18 protein-coding genes are annotated in these 17,750 nt (G+C 73.4%); 6 read left to right on the top strand and 12 right to left on the bottom strand.

Annotated elements, in window-relative coordinates; translation table 11 throughout:
* Positions 1 to 41: 41 nt before the first annotated feature.
* The 10 genes from FHX75_RS12080 to FHX75_RS12035 form a co-directional block, all read right to left on the bottom strand.
* On the bottom strand, positions 42 to 992 hold the full coding sequence (locus FHX75_RS12080; RefSeq protein WP_154939448.1) for a S1C family serine protease: 951 nt from the start codon (positions 990 to 992) through the stop codon (positions 42 to 44).
* A gap of 63 nt (positions 993 to 1,055) precedes the next feature.
* Complete coding sequence (locus tag FHX75_RS12075; protein ID WP_154939446.1) at positions 1,056 to 1,565, bottom strand: GNAT family N-acetyltransferase; 510 nt, start codon at positions 1,563 to 1,565, stop codon at positions 1,056 to 1,058.
* Positions 1,562 to 2,491 (bottom strand): ribonuclease Z, encoded by a 930-nt coding sequence (locus FHX75_RS12070; RefSeq protein WP_154939444.1) that lies wholly within the window; start codon positions 2,489 to 2,491, stop codon positions 1,562 to 1,564. The genes FHX75_RS12075 and FHX75_RS12070 overlap by 4 nt, the downstream gene beginning before the upstream one ends.
* A gap of 386 nt (positions 2,492 to 2,877) precedes the next feature.
* On the bottom strand, positions 2,878 to 4,062 hold the full coding sequence (locus FHX75_RS12065; RefSeq protein WP_154939442.1) for an osmoprotectant NAGGN system M42 family peptidase: 1,185 nt from the start codon (positions 4,060 to 4,062) through the stop codon (positions 2,878 to 2,880).
* A complete protein-coding gene (gene ngg, locus FHX75_RS12060) occupies positions 4,059 to 5,876 on the bottom strand; it encodes an N-acetylglutaminylglutamine synthetase (RefSeq protein ID WP_154939440.1) in 1,818 nt (605 codons plus the stop codon). Before ngg ends, FHX75_RS12065 begins: the two co-directional genes overlap by 4 nt.
* Positions 5,877 to 5,878: 2 nt before the next feature.
* Positions 5,879 to 7,663 (bottom strand): N-acetylglutaminylglutamine amidotransferase, encoded by a 1,785-nt coding sequence (locus FHX75_RS12055; protein WP_154939437.1) that lies wholly within the window; start codon positions 7,661 to 7,663, stop codon positions 5,879 to 5,881.
* 203 nt (positions 7,664 to 7,866) lie between these two features.
* Positions 7,867 to 8,529 (bottom strand): peptide-methionine (S)-S-oxide reductase MsrA, encoded by a 663-nt coding sequence (gene msrA, locus FHX75_RS12050; protein ID WP_154939435.1) that lies wholly within the window; start codon positions 8,527 to 8,529, stop codon positions 7,867 to 7,869.
* 74 nt (positions 8,530 to 8,603) lie between these two features.
* Entirely contained in the window at positions 8,604 to 9,029 is a 426-nt protein-coding gene (locus FHX75_RS12045; protein WP_154939433.1) for an HIT family protein, read from the bottom strand.
* Positions 9,030 to 9,073: 44 nt separating this feature from the next.
* Positions 9,074 to 9,766, bottom strand: coding sequence for a nucleotidyl transferase AbiEii/AbiGii toxin family protein (locus FHX75_RS12040; RefSeq protein ID WP_154939431.1), 693 nt, complete (start codon positions 9,764 to 9,766; stop codon positions 9,074 to 9,076).
* On the bottom strand, positions 9,766 to 10,095 hold the full coding sequence (locus FHX75_RS12035; protein WP_154939429.1) for a hypothetical protein: 330 nt from the start codon (positions 10,093 to 10,095) through the stop codon (positions 9,766 to 9,768). Before FHX75_RS12035 ends, FHX75_RS12040 begins: the two co-directional genes overlap by 1 nt.
* A 95-nt stretch (positions 10,096 to 10,190) precedes the next feature.
* Here FHX75_RS12035 and FHX75_RS12030 point away from each other — a divergent pair, with 95 nt between their 5' ends.
* Genes FHX75_RS12030 through ilvA form a run of 4 tightly spaced genes read left to right on the top strand, consistent with a single transcriptional unit; the run spans position 10,191 to position 14,998 of the window.
* Positions 10,191 to 11,330 carry a cystathionine gamma-synthase gene (locus FHX75_RS12030; protein ID WP_154939427.1) on the top strand — a complete coding sequence of 380 codons (1,140 nt, stop codon included), beginning with the start codon at positions 10,191 to 10,193 and terminating at the stop codon, positions 11,328 to 11,330.
* A 16-nt stretch (positions 11,331 to 11,346) separates the two neighbouring features.
* Positions 11,347 to 12,756 (top strand): amidase, encoded by a 1,410-nt coding sequence (locus FHX75_RS12025; RefSeq protein ID WP_154939425.1) that lies wholly within the window; start codon positions 11,347 to 11,349, stop codon positions 12,754 to 12,756.
* An 11-nt stretch (positions 12,757 to 12,767) separates the two neighbouring features.
* On the top strand, positions 12,768 to 13,781 hold the full coding sequence (locus FHX75_RS12020) for a DUF4328 domain-containing protein (RefSeq protein ID WP_246157977.1): 1,014 nt from the start codon (positions 12,768 to 12,770) through the stop codon (positions 13,779 to 13,781).
* Complete coding sequence (gene ilvA / locus FHX75_RS12015) at positions 13,778 to 14,998, top strand: threonine ammonia-lyase (protein WP_154939423.1); 1,221 nt, start codon at positions 13,778 to 13,780, stop codon at positions 14,996 to 14,998. Before FHX75_RS12020 ends, ilvA begins: the two co-directional genes overlap by 4 nt.
* A 76-nt stretch (positions 14,999 to 15,074) precedes the next feature.
* On the opposite strand, the gene greA is transcribed toward ilvA, so the two are convergent.
* The gene (gene greA / locus FHX75_RS12010; RefSeq protein ID WP_154939421.1) at positions 15,075 to 15,575 is read right to left on the bottom strand and encodes a transcription elongation factor GreA; all 501 of its coding nucleotides are present in this window, start codon (positions 15,573 to 15,575) and stop codon (positions 15,075 to 15,077) included.
* Between the two features lie 127 nt (positions 15,576 to 15,702).
* Positions 15,703 to 16,137 (bottom strand): DUF4307 domain-containing protein, encoded by a 435-nt coding sequence (locus tag FHX75_RS12005; protein ID WP_154939419.1) that lies wholly within the window; start codon positions 16,135 to 16,137, stop codon positions 15,703 to 15,705.
* A gap of 190 nt (positions 16,138 to 16,327) precedes the next feature.
* On the opposite strand from FHX75_RS12005, the gene mca reads away from it, so the two are divergent.
* Together mca and FHX75_RS11995 are read left to right on the top strand one after the other, a co-directional pair.
* On the top strand, positions 16,328 to 17,209 hold the full coding sequence (gene mca / locus FHX75_RS12000) for a mycothiol conjugate amidase Mca (RefSeq protein ID WP_154939417.1): 882 nt from the start codon (positions 16,328 to 16,330) through the stop codon (positions 17,207 to 17,209).
* A gap of 48 nt (positions 17,210 to 17,257) precedes the next feature.
* Positions 17,258 to 17,536, top strand: a complete 279-nt coding sequence (locus FHX75_RS11995; protein WP_154939415.1) for a hypothetical protein — start codon at positions 17,258 to 17,260, stop codon at positions 17,534 to 17,536.
* Positions 17,537 to 17,750 lie beyond the last annotated feature (214 nt).

The raw sequence follows: 17,750 nt of genomic DNA, 5'->3' as shown, positions 1-17,750 counted from the left end.
CGTCGTCGTACCGGCCGCCGGCCAGGACGGGACGGGATCGCTCAGCGGCTCAGCTCGGTCGGCACCGCGACCACGTCGACGAGGGCGCCCCGGCGCAGCACCGTCACCGGCAGCCGGGTGCCGATCGCCGGGCCGAGCATGAGCCGTTGCAGGCCCTGGCCGTCCCGCACCGGCCGGCCGCCGGCGGAGAGGATCACGTCACCGAGGTAGATCCCGGCCTGTCCGGCCGGGCTGCCCGGCACCACCTCGACCACCCGCAGGCCACGGCGCTGGCCGGTGCGCTCGGCGACCTCCGGCGGCAGCGGCACCGGGACGCCGGCCACCCCCAGCCAGGCCCGGCGCACCCGGCCGCCGGCGATGAGGTCGTCGATGATCTGCCGGGTGGTGGCGTTGATCGGGACGGCCAGCCCGAGGCCGTAGCCGGCGACGGCGGTGTTCACCCCGATCACCCGGCCGGCCGAGTCGGCCAGCGCGCCGCCGGAGTTGCCGGGGTTGAGCGCGGCGTCGGTCTGGATGACGTCCTCGATGAGTCGGGTGACCCGGCCGTCCCGGGCCGGCAGCGACCGGCCCAGCCCGGACACCACCCCGGCGGTGACCGAGCCGGCCAGCCCCATCGGGTTGCCGACCGCGACCACCAGCTGGCCGATCCGCAGGGTGTCCGCGTCGCCCAGCTCCACCGGCGGCACGGTCGCCTCGTCCACCCGCAGCACCGCCAGGTCGGAGAGCGGATCCGCCCCGACCACCCGGAACCGCGCCTCGGTGCCGTCGCCGAAGGCGGCCGAGCCGTCCCGGGCGCCCTGCACCACGTGGGCGCTGGTCAGCAGCAGGCCGTCGGTGCCCACGGTGATCGCGGAGCCGGCGCCGGCCCCGCGCGCGGTCCGCACCGACAGGGCGGCCACGCTGGGCAGCACCCGGGCCGCCACGCCGGTGACCACCCGGGAGTACGCGTCGAGCGCGGCGTCCTCCGCCCGCTCGGTGTGATCGGTGTCCATGAACCCGGCAACGCCCTCGCATCGACGGGCATGCCCCGATCAGCTCAGAGCGAACGGGGCGGGTCAGAGCGGTCGGGCGTACCGGACCTGCGGGACGACGATCGGGCCGAAGTGCTCGTCGCGCCGGGTGCCCTCCGGCGTCCAGCCGCCGCGCTCGTAGAAGCGACGCGCGTCGAGGTTCTGCGCCAGCACCCAGAGCACCGCCCGGGACCAGCCGCGCGACCGCATGGCGTCCAGCGCGTCGACCATCAGTTCGCGGCCGGTGCCCCGGCCCCGCTCGTCGGGGTCGAGGTGGATGGCGTTGAGCAGGCCGGTGGCCGGGTCGCCCTCGTCGTCCGGGCCCAGGTAGCTGAAGCCGACCAGCCGGCCGTCCCGCTCGGCCAGGGTCATCCGGTGGTCGTCCCGCTCCCAGCCGAACCGCTCGACCCAGTACCGGCCCATCGCCTCGGCCGACGGGTCGGCCAGCGCCTCCGCCGGCAGGAACGAGGAGTACGCGGCCACCCGCGACCGCCGGTGCAGGGCCCCGACCGCCATCAGGTCGTCGACGGTGGCGGGGCGCAGCGTGAGGGTCATCCGGCCGAGGCTACCCGGCGGGGTGGGACCGGCACGGTGGTCAGGTCCTCGGCGATGACCAGGTCGCCGGCGAAGTGCCGGCGGGCCTCGTCGGCGAAGCGGCGCAGGTCGCTGTACCGCTGGGAGAAGTGGGTGAGCACCAGCTTGCGTACCCCCGACTCGGTCGCCACCCGCGCGGCCTGAGCCGCGGTCAGGTGGCCGGCCTCGGCGGCCAGGGCGGTCTCCGACTCCAGGAAGGTCGACTCGATGACCAGCAGGTCGGCGTCCTCGGCGAGGGCGTACACCGCGTCGCAGAGCGCGGTGTCCATCACGAAGGCGAACCGCTGGCCCGGTCGGGTCACGCTCACCTCGTCCCGGGTGACGCGCCGCCCGGCCAGGTCGAGGTGGCCGACGCGGAGCAGCTCCCCGACCGCCGGCCCGGCGATCCCGTACGCGGACAGCCGCTCCGGCAGCATCCGGCAGCCGTCCGGCTCCACCAGCCGGTAGCCGTACGTCTCGATGGAGTGCCGCAGCCGGCGGGCCTCCAGCGTGCCCCCGCGTACGGTGATCCGCTGCCCGTCCGCCTCGATCGGCTCGACGACCAGCTCGGCGGTCTCGTGGAAGGAGGTGGCGTGCCGCAGCCGGGCGAAGTACTCGGCGCCGCCGGCCGGGAAGTGCACCGCCACCGGGTGCGGCACCCGGTCCAGGGAGAGCCGCTGGATGGTGCCGGGCAGGCCGAGGCAGTGGTCGCCGTGGAAGTGGGTGACGCAGATCCGGGTCAGGTCGGTGGCGGTGACCCCGGTGTGCAGCAGCTGCCGCTGGGTGCCCTCGCCCGGGTCGAAGAGGATCACCTCGTCGTCCCAGCGCAGCACGTACCCGTTGTGGTTGCGCTGCCGAGTGGGGGCCTGGCTGGCCGTCCCGAGCACCACCAGCTCGCGCATGGACAAGGCGGCCTCCCCGCTGAGCTGACCGGTCCGGCCGGGCCGGACATGAAGCGACCCCCGGGGCTTCCGCGCTCGCGCGCGGGCCGGCTGGACTGGGCCGGCACCCCGGGGGTCGGGTGGCTGTCGTGGTTTCGCCGCACCGCTGCCACACGGTCTCGACGATGGTGCAGATGCCCGCCTCGCGGCGGACGGGTGTCACTGTCGAGGACAGCGGCTAGCGGACAGCCACCTCACGAGTCCGATTGCTATACAAGTCTGGACCACCTCCTTTCCCGTGTACGGCCACGCTATCCAGTCCCGCGGGGCACCGGCAACGGATTTCGATCACAGCCCGGACGGAAATGCGTCGGGCCCGCCCCGCCCGCCGACGGGCACCGGTCGGGGCGGGATCAGGAGGCGTCGGCGATGCCGATCGGGCCCTCCCGCGGCCCCTCCTCGCTGGCCGGCTGCACCGCCAGCGACGGGAAGTCGGCCAGGTCGCCCTCGGGCTCGGCGTCCCACTCCGGGAAGACCAGGTCGCTCTGCAGGTAGAGGCAGAGCAGCTGGGTGAGGTGGCGCAGCCCGTCCAGGTGGGTGCGCTCGTGGCCGTGGGTGGCGTCCACGCCGAAGCCGAGCAGGGCCACCCGGGCGTGCGCGCCGGCCTCGACCGCCGCCGCCACGTCCGAGCGGTAGTAGTCGAAGACGTCCCGGACCAGGTCGACGCCGTGCTCGCGGGCGATCGAGGCGAGGTTGCGGGTCAGGTGGTAGTCGAACGGGCCCACCCCGTCGCCCATCGCCAGGGTGGCCGCGTCCTCCCGGGACTGCTGGCCGGGGGCGACCACCGCCGCGTCCACCGAGACGATCTCGGCGACGTCCGGGTCGAGGCCGTGGCTGGCGCCGTGGCCGATCTCCTCGGTGACGGTGACCAGCAGGTGCGCGGTGACCGCCGGGGTGATCCCGGCGTCGACCATCGCCTTGAACGCGGTGAGTACGGCGGCCACGCCGGCCTTGTCGTCCAGGTGCCGCGACTTGACGTACCCGCTGGGGGTGATCGTCGGGTTGGGCAGGAACGCCACGAAGTCGCCCGCGTCGATGCCGAGCGCGCGCAGGCCGGCGATGTCGTCGACCGGCTCGTCGAGCCGTACCTCGACGTGCTCCCAGCCGACGCCCTGCACGTCGACGTCGTCGTTGTAGCGGTGCCCGCTGGCCTTCAGCGGCAGCACCTGGCCGGTGATCACCCGGTCCAGGTCGTCGGTGAAGACCCGGACGTGCGCGCCCTCGGCGAACCGGGCGCTGTGCGTGCCGATGGTCTTCAGCTCCAGCCGGCCGTTCTCCTTGAGCCGCTTCACCATGCCGCCGATGGTGTCGGTGTGCACCACGATCGCCCGGTCGGCACCGGTCTGGCGGGGGCCGGGCAGGCAGGCGCTCAGCGCCCCGCGCCGGGTCAGCGTGGAGGAGATGCCCAGCGCGGAGAGCCGCTCGCCGACGTACTGCTGCACGTGGTCGGTACGCCCCGACGGGCTGGGGATCTCCAACAGCTCCAGCAGCACCTGGCGCAGGTAGTCCAGGTCGATCTCCAGTGGCTTCGGGCTCACGCGGCGGCTCCCGGGCCGGCCGGGCTCCAGAGCCGCTGCGGGGCCCGGGTGCCGGGGAAGAGCAGGTCGACGAAGCGCTCGGCGGTCGGCTGCGGCTCGTGGTTGGCCAGCCCCGGCCGCTCGTTGGCCTCGATGAAGACGTGCTCCGGCCGGTCCGGCGCCGGCACCAGCAGGTCCAGCCCGGTCACCGGGATGTCCAGCGCCCGGCTCGCCGCCACGCAGGCCTCGGCGATCGCCGGGTGCAGCTCGGCGGTCACGTCGTGGATGGTGCCGCCGGTGTGCAGGTTGGCGGTCCGGCGTACGGCCAGCACCTCGCCCTCGGGCAGCACGTCGTCCATCCGGTACCCGGCCGCCGCGACCACCTCGCGGGTCATCTCGTCGACCGGGATGCGGGACTCGCCCCCGGTGGCGGCGGCCCGGCGGCGGCTCTGCCGGTCGATCAGCGCGGCGATGTCGTGCACCCCGTCGCCGGTCACCTGCGCCGGCCGGCGGACGGCGGCGGCCACCACCTCGTGGTCGATCACGATCACCCGCAGGTCCTCGCCGTCGCGCAGCTCCTCGATCAGCACGTCCGGGCAGAACCGCCGGGCCAGCTCGACCGCCGTGGTCAGCGCCTCGGCGGTGCGCACCCCGACGGTGATGCCGTTGCCCTGCTCGCCCCGCGCCGGCTTGACCACCACCGGCCCGACGTCGGCGAGGAAGGCGAGGTCGTCCGGGCCGCCGGTGGCGGTCCGGCCGCGCGGCACCGACAGCCCCGCCTCGCTGAGGATCCGGCGGGTGACCCGCTTGTCGTCGCAGCGGCTCATCGCCACCGCCGAGGTCAGCTCGGACAGCGACTCGCGGGTGTGGATGGTCCGGCCGCCGCTGGTCAGCCGCAGTTCCCCCCAGCGCGGGTCGGTGACCTCCACCCGGATGCCGCGCCGCATCGCCTCGTCGGCGACGATCTTCGCGTACGGGTTGAGGTCGTCGTACCCGGCCGGGGTGGCGGGCAGGAAGAGCCGCTCGTTGATCGGGTTCTTCCGCTTCACGCAGAGCGTGGCGGTGCGATGGAAGCCGAGCCGCTCGTAGAGCCGGATGGCGCCGGAGTTCTCGGCGAGCACGGAGAGGTCGACGAAGGCCCGGCCCCGCTCGTCCAGCCGGTCGGCCAGCCCGGTCAGCAGCGCCTGGCCGGTGCCGGGCGGCGCGGTGTTGAAGTCGACGGTCAGGCACCAGAGGCTGGCGCCGTTCTCCGGGTCGGCGAAGAGCGCCACGTGGTCCACGCCGGTGATGGTGCCGACGATCTCGCCGGTGGCGTCCTCGGCGACCAGGTGCAGGAAGCGGTCGGTGCCGGCGTTGTCGACCAGCACGTCGACCGGCGCGGTGACCATGCCGTTGCGGGCGTAGATCCGGTTGACCGCGTCCGCGTCGTCGGCGTCGCGCAGCGGCCGGATCACCAGGGAGGGGACCTCGCCGTCGCCGTCGGTGGCGGCCGGACGCCGCTCGCCCAGCGGCAGCCGGTAGGTCAGCGACGGGTCGATGAACAGCTCGTCCGGGAGGCGGGACACCAGCACGTGCGGGTCGCGCAGGTAGATGCAGATGTCCCGGGCGCCGGCCGCCTCGGAGCGCAGCACGTCCGCCACCGCCGCCTGGTCGGTGAAGGTCTGGCCGAAGACCAGCCGCCCCCAGCCGCAGTCCAGCACCACGCCGGCCTCGTCGGTGCTGCGCGGGCGCGGTGCCGGCGTGCCGGGCGCGATCGGATCGCCACCGGGGCCGATCCGCTCCCGGTGTCGGCCCGGCAGCCGTTCCCGGTCGGTGGTCGTCACCGTGTCGGTCATGGTCAGTCGATCCCGTGGCTCTGGAGCCACATTTCCAGGAGTCCCAGCTGCCACAGCTTGTTTCCGTTCAACGGGGTCAGTTCGGCGTTCGGGTCGGTGAGCAGCGCGTCGACGTAGTCGGCGCGGAACAGGTCGCGGCGGCGGGCGGCCGGCGCGGAGAGCGCGTCGCGTACCCGGTCGAGCAGCTTGCCCTCCAGGTGGGTGAGGCCCGGCACCGGGAAGTAGCCCTTGGGCCGGTCGATCACCTCGTGCGGCAGGACCCGGCGGCCGATCTCCTTGAGTACGCCCTTGCCGCCCTGGGCCAGCTTCAGCTCGGGCGGGCAGCTCGCGGCCAGCTCCACGAACTCGTGGTCGAGGAACGGCACCCGGGCCTCCAGCCCGTGCGCCATGGTCATGTTGTCCACCCGCTTCACCGGGTCGTCGGTGAGCATGATCTGGGTGTCGATCCGCAGGCCGGCGTCGACCGCGGTCTCCGCCCCCGGCCGGGCCAGGTGCGCCGCCACGAACTCCCGCGCCGGGTCGCCGTCGGCCAGCCGGTCCGGGTTGAGCACCCGCGCCAGGCCGGCCGCGTCCCGGTCGAAGAACGCCTTCGCGTACGTCTGGAGCGCCTGCTCCCGGTCGATGCCGGCCAGCGGCGGGTACCAGTGGTAGCCGCCCAGGATCTCGTCGGCGCCCTGCCCGGACTGGACCACCTTGACGTGCCGCGACACCTCCTGGCTGAGCAGGTAGAAGGCGACGCAGTCGTGGCTGACCATCGGCTCGCTCATCGCCGCGACGGCCGCCTCCAGCGGCGGCACCAGGTCGCCGGCGGCCACCTTGAGCTGGTGGTGGTCGGTGTCGAAGGTCTTCGCGATCAGATCGGAGTAGACGAACTCGTCGCCCTCCCGGCCGCCGACGGAGTCGAAGCCGATGGAGAAGGTGGACAGCCCGGACTGCCCCTCGCCGGCCAGCAGCGCGACCACCAGGCTGGAGTCCAGGCCGCCGGAGAGCAGCACGCCGACCGGCACGTCGGCGACCATCCGGCGGCGCACGGCGGTGGTCAGCGACTCCAGCAGGGCGTCCTGCCAGTCCTGCTCGGACCAGTCGGCCCGTTCGGAGGCCCGGGTGAAGGACGGGTCCCAGTAGACCCGCTCGTGGGTACGGCCGTCGGGCTCGTAGACCCGGACGGTGGCCGGGGGCAGCTTGGTGACGCCGCGCAGGATGGTCCGCGGCGGCGGCACGATGCTGTGGAAGCTCAGGTAGTGGGCGAGCGCCACGTGGTCGATGGCGGTGTCCACGCCGCCGCCGGCCAGCAGCGCCGGCAGGGTGCTGGCGAAGCGCACCACGCCCGGCGTCTCGGCCAGGTAGAGCGGCTTGATGCCGAGCCGGTCCCGGGCCAGCACCAACCGGCCGGTGTCCCGCTCGGTGATCGCGACGGCGAACATGCCGATCAGGTGGTCGACGAAGTCGAGCCCCCACTCGGCGTACGCCTTGACGACGACCTCGCTGTCGCCGGAGGAGAAGAAGCGGTGCCCCTTGGCCTGCAACTCCTCGCGCAGCTCGCGGTAGTTGTAGACGCATCCGTTGAAGACGCCGGTGAGCCCCGAGTCGGGATCGACCAGCGGCTGCCCGCTCGCCGCCGACAAGTCGATGATCTTGAGGCGTCGGTGCCCGAGCGCGACCGGCCCCTGCGACCAGACCCCGCTGTCGTCCGGGCCCCGGTCGCTCATCGTCGCCGCCATGCGCTCCACCGCCGCGACGTCGGCCCGTGAGCCGTCACGGCGGAACTCCCCAGCCAGTCCGCACATGCCAGGGAATGCTGCCAGAGGTTGTTGCAGCTCGCCTGTTGAGCCGATGTCGATGGCGTTACGTGTTTGCTAAGATGCCCGCCGCTTGTGTGCGGACCCGAGGTCATCGCCGACTTTCCTGCCGGCGGCCGGGTGCGTGCCCGAATCGGACCGGGCCTGCGGTGTGACAAACACCGCAGGCCCGGAACCGGACATCAGGTCGATCAGCCCCCGGTGCGGGCCACGCCGACCGGGCAGCTCAGCCCGTTGGGGCCGTGGTTGCAGTACCCGTTCGGGTTCTTGGTCGGGGCGAGGTACTGCTGGTGGTAGTCCTCGGCGAAGTAGTAGTTACCCAGTGGCGCGATCTCCGTGGTGATCTCGCCCTTGCCGGCCCGCGCCACGATCGGCGCGAACGCGTCCCGGGACGCCTCCGCGGTCGCCCGCTGCTCGTCGGTGGTGGTGTAGATCGCCGAGCGGTACTGGGTGCCCACGTCGTTGCCCTGGCGCATGCCCTGGGTGGGGTCGTGGTTCTCCCAGAAGACCTTGAGCAGGTCCTCGTAGCTGATCTTCGCGGGGTCGTAGACCACCTGGACCGCCTCGGCGTGCCCGGTCATCCCTGAGCAGACCTCCTCGTACGTCGGGTTCGGCGTGGTGCCGCCCGCGTAGCCGGCGGAGGTGGTGATCACCCCGGGCAGGGTCCAGAACAGCCGCTCGGCACCCCAGAAACAGCCCATGCCGAAGACGGCGACCTGGGAACCCTCCGGGAACGGACCCTTCAGCGTCGACGGCAGCACCTCGTGCCGGTCACCGATCGGCATCGCGATCGGGCGACCCGGCAGGGCCTGGTCGGGGGTGGGCAGTTCGGCCTTCAGACGGCGAAGGAACACGGTGGGTCTCCTCTCGTACCTCTCCCCGCCTGCAACACCGCCGGGCCCCGGTTCCTTACCCGGGCCTGGCGGAATCAGGCAGCGGCGGGCGCGAGGGCGGCGGCGACCCGGTCGGCGTACCCCTGCGCCTCGGCGTCGTCGGCGTAGCGGGTGCGCGGCCAGAAGAAGCCGCGCAGGCCGTCGCCCTTCGTCCGGGGCACCACGTGGGTGTGCAGATGTGGGACGGACTGGGACACCTTGTTGTTCATCGCCACGAACGTCCCACCGGCCCCCAGACCGGACTCCACCGCCACCGCGAGCCGCTGGACCAGGCCGAAGTAGCCCGGCAGCGCCGTGGCCGGCACGTCGGTCAGGGTGATCAGGTGGGTGCGGGGCACCACCAGCACGTGGCCCTTGAAGACCGGCCGGGTGTCCAGGAAGGCGACGCCGTCCGGCTCGTCGGCCACCCGGAACGCCGGCACCTCGCCCGCGACGATCCCGCAGAACACGCACCCGCTCATCGGGCCAGGCTAGTACCGGCGGCCGCTGCCCGCTCGCACGGTGATCACAGCTCGTCGAGGTAGCTGTCCCACTCGTCGTCCCGCGGGCCCTGTGGCCCTGTCTCCCCGTTCGCCAGCCGCCGTCGGATGTCGGCCTCCCACCGCCCGGCCCAGCTCCGCAGCTCATCGATGTCCGCTTGGCTCAGCCCGTAGGACAGGAAGGCGCGTGGATCGCGTTCGTCAATGGCGCCGAGCCGGTCGGCCAGCTCCTCCAGCGAGAACCCCGCCGTGTGTCGTGCGCCGAAAGCCTCCAGGTCCTTCCAGCCGAGTTGGGCGTTCGCCGCATGGATGTCGATGAAGTCGCGATGCGCCGCCCGGTCATGCAGCGCCCGCATCTTGAGCCCGACGGCGTCGTCGAAGGCGAGAACGGGACCGATGCTCAACCGGGCCGGCGGTGCGAGCGCCTCCTTGAGCAGATCCACCTCGCACGCCGCCGTGCCGGACGAGATGACGAGTCGGGCCATCCGTGGCGTGGCCTCGATGACGCGTACGGAGAACCCGGCGTCCGTGTAGGCCGCCGCGAGCCGGTCGACCACCGTCGGAAGCGGCAGCGCGGTGGCCGTGGCGAAATCGATGTCCTGCGACGGCCGGCTCACCAGCCCGTGCGCGCACATGGCGTAGCCGCCGGCCAGCACCAGGCCAAGGTCGTCGCCGGCATTGAAGCCGACCTCGACGAGCTGGCGGTGCAAGGCGTCCATCAGGCGGTGGAGAGATCGGGCAGCCGGCGCTCCCAGAGCGCGACCAGCCGCCGGGCGGTCAGCCGACGGATCCGAGGCCAGTCGCGACGCAGCAGCTCGGCGTTGACGTACCGGACGATGTCGTCGCGCTGCCCGCAGTCGAGCAGAAGGCAGTAGAGCGTCAGCCGTTCCCGGGGATCGCTGACGTCGAACTCGACCGGCCCCGACCAGGCGAGCCGTACCGGCAGAGCGACCCGGCCGTGCTCGGGCCCGTCGAGCAGCGTGAGAGAGGCCGGGATGCGGTCGGCCGCGCCGATCAGGCGCGAAGGCAGCATCACGGTCGGGGTCACCGAGCAAGTATGGCGGACCTGTCCGACAGGCCGCCGCCGTGACCCGCGGGCGGGTTCCGCCCGCACCGGCGGACCGGCGGACTAACGTCTCGGGAATGAGTCACGGCTTCGAGACGCTCGCCATCCACGCCGGCCAGGACCCCGAGGCCCGCACCGGCGCGGTGATCCCACCGATCTACCAGACCAGCACCTACGCCCAGGACGCCGTCGGCGCGCCTCGGCACGGCTACGAGTACAGCCGCTCCGGCAACCCCACCCGGGACGCGCTCCAGGAGTGCCTCGCCGCCCTGGAGGGCGGGCCGGTGGCGCTCGCCTTCGCCAGCGGCCTGGCCGCCGAGGACACCCTGCTGCGCACCGTCTGCAAGCCGGGCGACCACGTGGTCATCCCGGACGACGCGTACGGCGGCACCTACCGGCTCTTCGCCCGGGTCGCCGAGCGCTGGGGGCTGGACTACACCCCGGCCAAGGTCTCCGACACCGACGCCGTGCGGGCCGCCATGCGCGCCACCACGAAGATCGTCTGGGTGGAGACGCCGACCAACCCGCTGCTCGGCATCGCCGACATCGCCACCCTGGCCGCCGTCGCGCACGACGCCGGGGCGCTGCTGGCGGTCGACAACACCTTCGCCTCGCCGTACCTGCAGCAGCCGATCGCGCACGGCGCGGACGTGGTGGTCCACTCGACCACCAAGTACATCGGCGGACACTCCGACGTGGTGGGTGGCGCGCTGATCGCCGCCGACGCCGGCCTCGGCGACGAGCTGCGCTACCACCAGAACGCGATGGGCGCGATCAACGGGCCCTTCGACGCCTGGCTGACCCTGCGCGGCATCAAGACCCTCGGGGTACGGATGGACCGGCACTGCGACAACGCCGAGCGGATCGCCGCGTACCTGGACGGGCACGCCAAGGTCGCTGAGGTGATCTACCCGGGCCTGCCCTCGCACGCCGGTCACGAGGTGGCCGCGAAGCAGATGCGCCGGTTCGGCGGCATGATCTCCTTCCGCGCCGCCGGTGGCGAGGAGCACGCCGTGGAGATCTGCAACCGGGCCAAGCTCTTCGTGCTCGCCGAGTCGCTCGGTGGTGTGGAGTCCCTGATCGAGCACCCGGGCCGGATGACACACGCAAGTGCTGCCGGCTCGCCGCTTGAAGTTCCCGGCGATCTCGTGCGACTGTCTGTCGGCATCGAGACGGTCGACGACCTGCTCGCCGATCTGGAGCAGGCGCTGGGCTGACCGCTGGCTGGGGAGGGTGGCCGTGCAGGACATCATGCCGACCTGGGTCGGAGCGACCGCCAAGCAGATCGCCCGGGGCGTACGCCGGGGCGACGTCTCGGCCACCCAGGTCGTCGCCGACCACCTGGACCATATCGCCCGGGTCGACGCCGACCTCGCCGCGTTCCGCACGGTACGCGGCGGGGAGGCGATCACCGAGGCGGAGAAGGTCGACGAGCAGGAGGACCTGGCCAACCTCCCGCTGGCCGGGGTGCCGGTGGCGGTCAAGGAGAACACCGCCGTCGCCGGCGTACCCACCTGGAACGGTTCGGCCGCCGTGCGTACCGGCGTCGCGGAGGCCGACCACGAGGTGGTCCGGCGGCTGCGCGGCGCCGGCGCGGTGATCCTCGGATTGACCCGGATGCCGGAGCTGGGCCTCTGGGCCCTCACCGACGACGAGTCCGGGATCACCCGCAACCCGTGGGACATCCGCCGCACCCCCGGCGGCTCCTCCGGCGGCGCCGCCGCCGCGGTGGCCGCCGGGCTGGTGCCGATCGCGCACGGCAACGACGGGCTCGGCTCGATCCGGATCCCGGCGGCCTGCTGCGGCCTGGTCGGCCTGAAGCCGGGCCGGGGCGTGATCCCCACCCAGCTCGGCGCGGAGGACTGGTTCGGCCTCACCGAGCACGGCATGCTCAGCACCACGGTGGCGGACGCCGCGGTCGGCTTCCAGGTGCTCGCCGGGCGCCGGGCCGACAAGCTGGTCCCGCCGCCGCGGCTGCGGGTCGGCGTCTCGCTGCGCTCCCCGGTGCGCGGCGTCTCGCCGGACGCCCCCAACCGGGACGCGGTGGCCGCCGCCGGCCGGCTGCTCGCCGCCGCCGGCCACGACACCGTCCCCGCCGACCCGGTCTACCCGACCGCGCTCGGCCTCCAGGGCATCGCGACCTGGTTCGCCGCGGCCGCCGCCGACGTACGCGCCGCCGGGATCGCCCGGCGTGACCTCCAGCGGCGCAGCCGCCGGCACGTCGCGCTCGGCGAGTGGGCGCAGCGACGCGGGTACGTCCGGGAGGCCGACCGGGCCGCCTGGCGCGAACGCTCGATCAACTTCTTCACCGACCACTCGGTGGACCTGCTGCTCACCCCGGCGCTGGCCGGCCCGCCGCCCGAGGCGGCCGCCTGGTCCAGCCGGTCCTGGGCGGCCAACATGAAGGCCAACATCCGGTACGCCCCGTACGCGGCGCCGTGGAACATCGCCGGCCTGCCGGCCATCGTGGTGCCGGTCGGCCGACGCCCGGACGGCCTGCCCGTCGCCGCGCAGCTGGTCGGCCCGCCCGGCTCGGAGCTGCTGCTGCTCTCCGTCGCCGGGCAGTTCGAGATGCAGGCGCCGTGGACCCGGCACGCCCCCGGCTATCCGCGGGTCGGAACGGGGTCACCGGCCGCCGCATGATCGTCTAGCGTGTGCGCGCACCCCCTCGCCGCACCCCCTGGACGGTCCCCATGCTCTGCCAGACCTGCGGGGACGCCACGTCCCCGAGCTTCAACGAGTGCCAGAACTGCTACACCCCCCTCGGCCAGCCGGCCGTCACGCCGGGGCTGGAGACCCACGCCGTGCGCGGCATCGGCCTGGCCGCCTCGATCGCGGTCGGCGTGACCGCCGCGTTCTACCTGCTGTCCGCGCTCGCCCCGGTGGCCGGGATCGTGCTGGCGAGGCAGGCCGAGCGCGACGGCGACAGCGAGGTGCTCTTCGGGGCCCTGCTGTTCGAGGTCGCGGTGAGCCTGCCGTTCGTGGTGGCCTACCTGACCGCCGCCGTCCTGGTCATCATCTGGACCTGGCGGGCGCGCAAGAACATCGACGCCTTCCCCGGCGCGCTGCCCGTCCTCGGTCAGGGTTGGGCGATCGCCGGCTGGCTGGTGCCGTTCGCGAACTTCGTGGTGCCCGTCCGGGTGGTGGCCAACATCGCCCGGGACAGCCTCTGGCGCCGGAGCACCCCGTGGCTGGTCGTCGTCTGGTGGGCGGCGTGGCTGGTCTTCAGCGTCGGCGAGCGGCTGTTCAGCCGCAAGAACGACCTCGAGTACGCCCAGCTCCCCGAGACTGCCGTCGACCCCGCGGACTATCAGGCGTACGTGGACTACTACCAGAGCGCCCTCGGCCGCAACGCGATCCCGGCGATCGCCTGCGTGGTGGCCGCCGCGTCGTTCATCGTGCTGATCCGGAAGATCTCCGCCGCCCAGCAGGACCGGATCGCCCGCGCCACCCCGGCCTGGCCGTACGCCCCGGTGACCCCGGTGCCCGGCGGGTTCGCCCCGGGGACCAACGTGCCGGCCGGCGCGTCCGGCACGTTCGCCCCGCCGCAGCCGCAGCCGCAGCCGCAGCCGCAGCCGGTGGCCGCGCCCGCGCCGCAGGCCTCGGCCGACACGCCCCCGGCGTCGCCGCAGGTTCCCCCGGTGGCGGGTGGCACGATCGGGGCATGACGGAACTGGTCGGTCTCGCCGACGTACGGGCCGCGCGGGAACTGCTCGCCGGCGTCACCCGCACCACCCCGCTGGAGCCCTCCCGGCCGCTGAGCGCCAAGCTGGGCGGTCCGGCGTGGCTGAAGTGCGAGAACGTGCAGCGCGCCGGGTCGTACAAGGTGCGCGGCGCGTACGTGCGGATCTCCCGGCTGAGCGAGGAGGAGCGCGCCCGGGGGGTGGTCGCGGCCAGCGCCGGCAACCACGCCCAGGGCGTCGCCCTCGCCGCCGGCCTGGTGGGCGCCCACGCCACCGTGTTCATGCCGGTGAACGCGCCGCTGCCGAAGGTGGCCGCCACCAAGGGGTACGGCGCGCAGATCGAACTGGTCGGCAGCACCGTCGACGAGTCCCTGGTGGCGGCGCAGACCTACGCCGAGCGGACCGGCGCGGTGCTGATCCACCCGTTCGACCACCCCGACGTGATCGCCGGTCAGGGCACCGTGGCGCTGGAGATCCTCGAACAGTGCCCCGACGTGAAGACGATCATCACCGGGGTCGGCGGCGGTGGCCTGATCTCGGGCATGGCGGTGGCGGCCAAGGCGCTGCGCCCCGACGTACGGGTGGTCGGGGTGCAGGCGGCCAGCGCGGCGGCCTTCCCGCCCTCGCTGATCGCCGGCGAGCCGGTACGCCTGCCGTCCTTCGCCACCATCGCCGACGGGATCGCGGTCGGCCGGCCGGGCGAGATCACCTTCACCCACGTCCGCAAGCTGGTCGACGAGATCGTCACGGTCTCCGAGGAGGACATCTCCCGGGCGCTGCTGATGCTGCTGGAGCGCGGCAAGCAGGTGGTCGAGCCGGCCGGCGCGGTGGGCGTGGCCGCGCTGCTGGCCGGGGTCGTCGAGGTGGAGGCGCCGGTGGTCGCGGTGCTCTCCGGCGGCAACATCGACCCGCTGCTGATGCTGCGGGTGATCGAGCACGGCCTGGCCGCGGCCGGGCGCTACCTGCGGGTCACGGTGCGCTGCTCGGACCGCCCCGGTCAGCTCGCCTCGCTGCTCACCGAGATCGCCGAGCACCGGGCGAACGTGGTCGACGTGGAGCACCAGCGGGCCAACCCGCACCTGCGCCTCGGCGAGGTCGAGGTGGCGCTGTCGGTGGAGACCCGGGGCGTCGAGCACTCCGACACGCTGATCAGCGCCCTGCGGGCCAGCGGCTACCAGGTGGTCTTCGCGGCCGAGGCGTGACACCGGCGACGGTGCCACGCCTCGGGGCGTACGCGATGGGGAACCGCCGGGTCGCGCGGACCCGGCGGGGCCGGACTCAGCCGGAGAACGGCTCGAAGCTGACCACGGTCACCTTGATGTCGGCGCCGCTCGGCGCCGTGTAGGTGCAGGTCTGGCCGGGGCGACCGCCCAGGATCGCCTTGCCGAGCGCCGACTCCGGGCTGTAGACCGTCAGGTCGGTGGTGGAGGCGATCTCCCGCGAGCCGAGCAGGAACGTCTCGGTGTCGTCCTGGTCGTCGTCGAAGTAGATCGTCACGACCATGCCGGGCGACACCGAGTCGGCGGTCGGCGCCTCGCCGACCTTGGCGGTGCGCAGCAGCTCCTTGAGGTAGAGGATGCGCCCCTCGGCCTTGCCCTGCTCCTCGCGGGCGGCGTGGTAGCCACCGTTCTCCCGCAGGTCGCCCTCCTCGCGCCGGGCGTTGATCTCGGCGGCGATGACCGGCCGGTTGGCGATGTGCTGGTCGAGCTCGGCCTTCAGGCGGTCGTACGCGTCCTGGGACAGCCAGGTGGCGGGCGCCTCGTTGTCATTGGTGGACACAGGCGTACTCCTCGATCGTGCGGAACTGGCTGACAGGTGAGTTACCAAGTTACCAGTGCAGCACACCCGCGGGTGTCGTCGATCACCCTCGGCGCCGGTACCCGACTGGTGGTCCCCGGCCGGCAGGTCAGCCGGCGGGTCGGCAGCGGACGACCTCGCCGATGAAGGGCCGCGCGGTGGTGGTGATCCGGTGCTGGGCGGTGGCCTGCCGCGCGCCGGGGCGCGCGCTCACCGCGACCTCGTCCCGACCCACCTCGGCGCCGTCGTGGGAGCGGGCCCGCAGCACGCACACCGCGGAGCCGCCCTCGGGCAGGGTGACCCGGAAGTCGACCCGCACCCCGGTGTCGGTGACGTCGGTGTAGGTGATCACCTCGGCGTCGTACGCCGGGTCGCCGTACCGGGCGTAGAGCTGCGTCGCGACCAGGGCCAGCCCGGCGACCAGGGCGGCCGCCAGCACCCAGACCAGCAGCGGCCGGCGGCGGCCCGGCTCGCGGCGGCGGCCGTACCGCCCGGGCGGGAACGCGGGCGCGCCCGGGGTGATTGTGGCGTGCGTCTCGGTCACCGGCGGGTATCTCCTGGCGTTGTTGTCGGAACCATCGGCAAGAATGGGAGAGTTCCACGCTCCCAAGCCCGTCCTGCCGTCAAGGATGACAGGTCGGCGCCGGCAGGGTCCGGCACGGGGGAGGATTCCGGCAGGTCAGCCGGGCGGCCCGGGGTGGGCCGTCGGCCGGCACAGACGAGGAGCGCCCACAGTGGCAGAGCAACTGCGTCTCATGGCGGTGCACGCGCACCCCGACGACGAGTCGAGCAAGGGCGCCGCGACCATGGCGAAGTACGTCGCGGAGGGTGTCGACGTCCTGGTCGTGACGTGCACCGGCGGCGAGCGCGGCAGCGTGCTCAACCCGAAGATGGACCGGCCCGACGTCTGGGCCAACATCGGCGAGATCCGCCGCGCCGAGATGGACGCCGCCCGGGCGATCCTCGGCGTCGAGCAGGCCTGGCTCGGCTTCGTCGACTCGGGGCTGCCCGAGGGCGACCCGCTGCCGCCGCTGCCCGAGGGCTGCTTCGCCCTGGAGGACGTCGAGGTCGCCGCGGGTCCGCTGGTGCGGCTGATGCGCGAGTTCCGTCCGCACGTCGTCACCACGTACGACGAGGAGGGCGGCTACCCGCACCCCGACCACATCATGACCCACAAGGTGAGCGTGGCCGCCTTCGAGGCGGCCGGCGACCCGGAGCGCTACCCGGAGCTCGGCGAGCCCTGGCAGCCGCTGAAGCTCTACTACGACATCGGCTTCTCCAAGGGCAAGATCATGGCGCTGCACGAGGGCATGCTCGCCGCCGGCCTGGCCTCCCCCTACGAGGAGTGGCTCAAGCGCTGGGACGACCGTCCCGACAAGGGCCCGCGGATCACCACCCGGGTGGAGTGCGCCGACTACTTCCCGGTCCGCGACGACGCGCTGCGCGCCCACGCCACCCAGATCGACCCGGACGGCTTCTGGTTCCACGTGCCGATGGAGCTGCAGCGGCACGCCTGGCCCACGGAGGACTTCCAGCTGGTCCGCTCGCTGGTCGACAGCCCGCTGCCCGAGTCGGACCTCTTCGCCGGGGTGCGCGAGACGGCCCATGCCCGCTGACCGGGTGGGGAGCTACGCTGAAACCCCACCGCACATCGGAGAAACACCATGCTGACCGCCGCTGCCCAGGTGCTCGCGGAGAACAACTTCGGTGACACCCGCACGGGTGGTCTGGCCGGGCCGATGGGCCTCTTCCTCATCCTGCTCCTGGCCGCCGCCACCATTCTGCTGATCCGCAACATGAACGCTCGGCTGCGCCGGCTGCCCGACCGGTTCCCCACCCAGGGGCAGGCCGACACGTCGGCCACCGATCCGGCGGGCGGGACCTCGACGCAGGAATCACGCACCGACACCCCCAATGGCCCCCAGCAGGACCGAAACGGCTAGTCGGAGCGTGATTCACGCCGATCCGGGTCGTCAGCCCCTGTTGCGACCACCCGGATTGGCTTAGCCTTCCGCCGGGGGGACCGAAAAGTCCCTGAGCCGTGCGCGGGAGGGGGCGCCATGACCGTCGCAGCAGCGTCCGTCCCGGGCATCCCCCGTGTGCCGGCGGACGGAGCGGGCCGGTGACGTCCGGCCGGGCCGGCGACCACGTCGACCG

The sequence above is a fragment of the Micromonospora palomenae genome, from assembly GCF_007829925.1.
Lineage (GTDB): Bacteria > Actinomycetota > Actinomycetes > Mycobacteriales > Micromonosporaceae > Micromonospora > Micromonospora purpureochromogenes.
This window is presented reverse-complemented; position numbering and strand designations above follow the sequence as displayed.

Excerpts from the sequence above, each read along its gene's own strand:
- ilvA (WP_154939423.1), top strand. The coding sequence starts at position 13,778 with ATGACGGAACTGGTCGGTCTCGCCGACGTACGGGCCGCGCGGGAACTG.
- FHX75_RS12080 (WP_154939448.1), bottom strand. The coding sequence starts at position 992 with ATGGACACCGATCACACCGAGCGGGCGGAGGACGCCGCGCTCGACGCG.
- FHX75_RS12030 (WP_154939427.1), top strand. The coding sequence starts at position 10,191 with ATGAGTCACGGCTTCGAGACGCTCGCCATCCACGCCGGCCAGGACCCC.
- FHX75_RS12040 (WP_154939431.1), bottom strand. The coding sequence starts at position 9,766 with ATGGACGCCTTGCACCGCCAGCTCGTCGAGGTCGGCTTCAATGCCGGC.
- FHX75_RS11995 (WP_154939415.1), top strand. The coding sequence starts at position 17,258 with ATGCTGACCGCCGCTGCCCAGGTGCTCGCGGAGAACAACTTCGGTGAC.
- FHX75_RS12075 (WP_154939446.1), bottom strand. The coding sequence starts at position 1,565 with ATGACCCTCACGCTGCGCCCCGCCACCGTCGACGACCTGATGGCGGTC.
- ngg (WP_154939440.1), bottom strand. The coding sequence starts at position 5,876 with ATGACCGACACGGTGACGACCACCGACCGGGAACGGCTGCCGGGCCGA.
- FHX75_RS12045 (WP_154939433.1), bottom strand. The coding sequence starts at position 9,029 with ATGAGCGGGTGCGTGTTCTGCGGGATCGTCGCGGGCGAGGTGCCGGCG.
- FHX75_RS12055 (WP_154939437.1), bottom strand. The coding sequence starts at position 7,663 with ATGTGCGGACTGGCTGGGGAGTTCCGCCGTGACGGCTCACGGGCCGAC.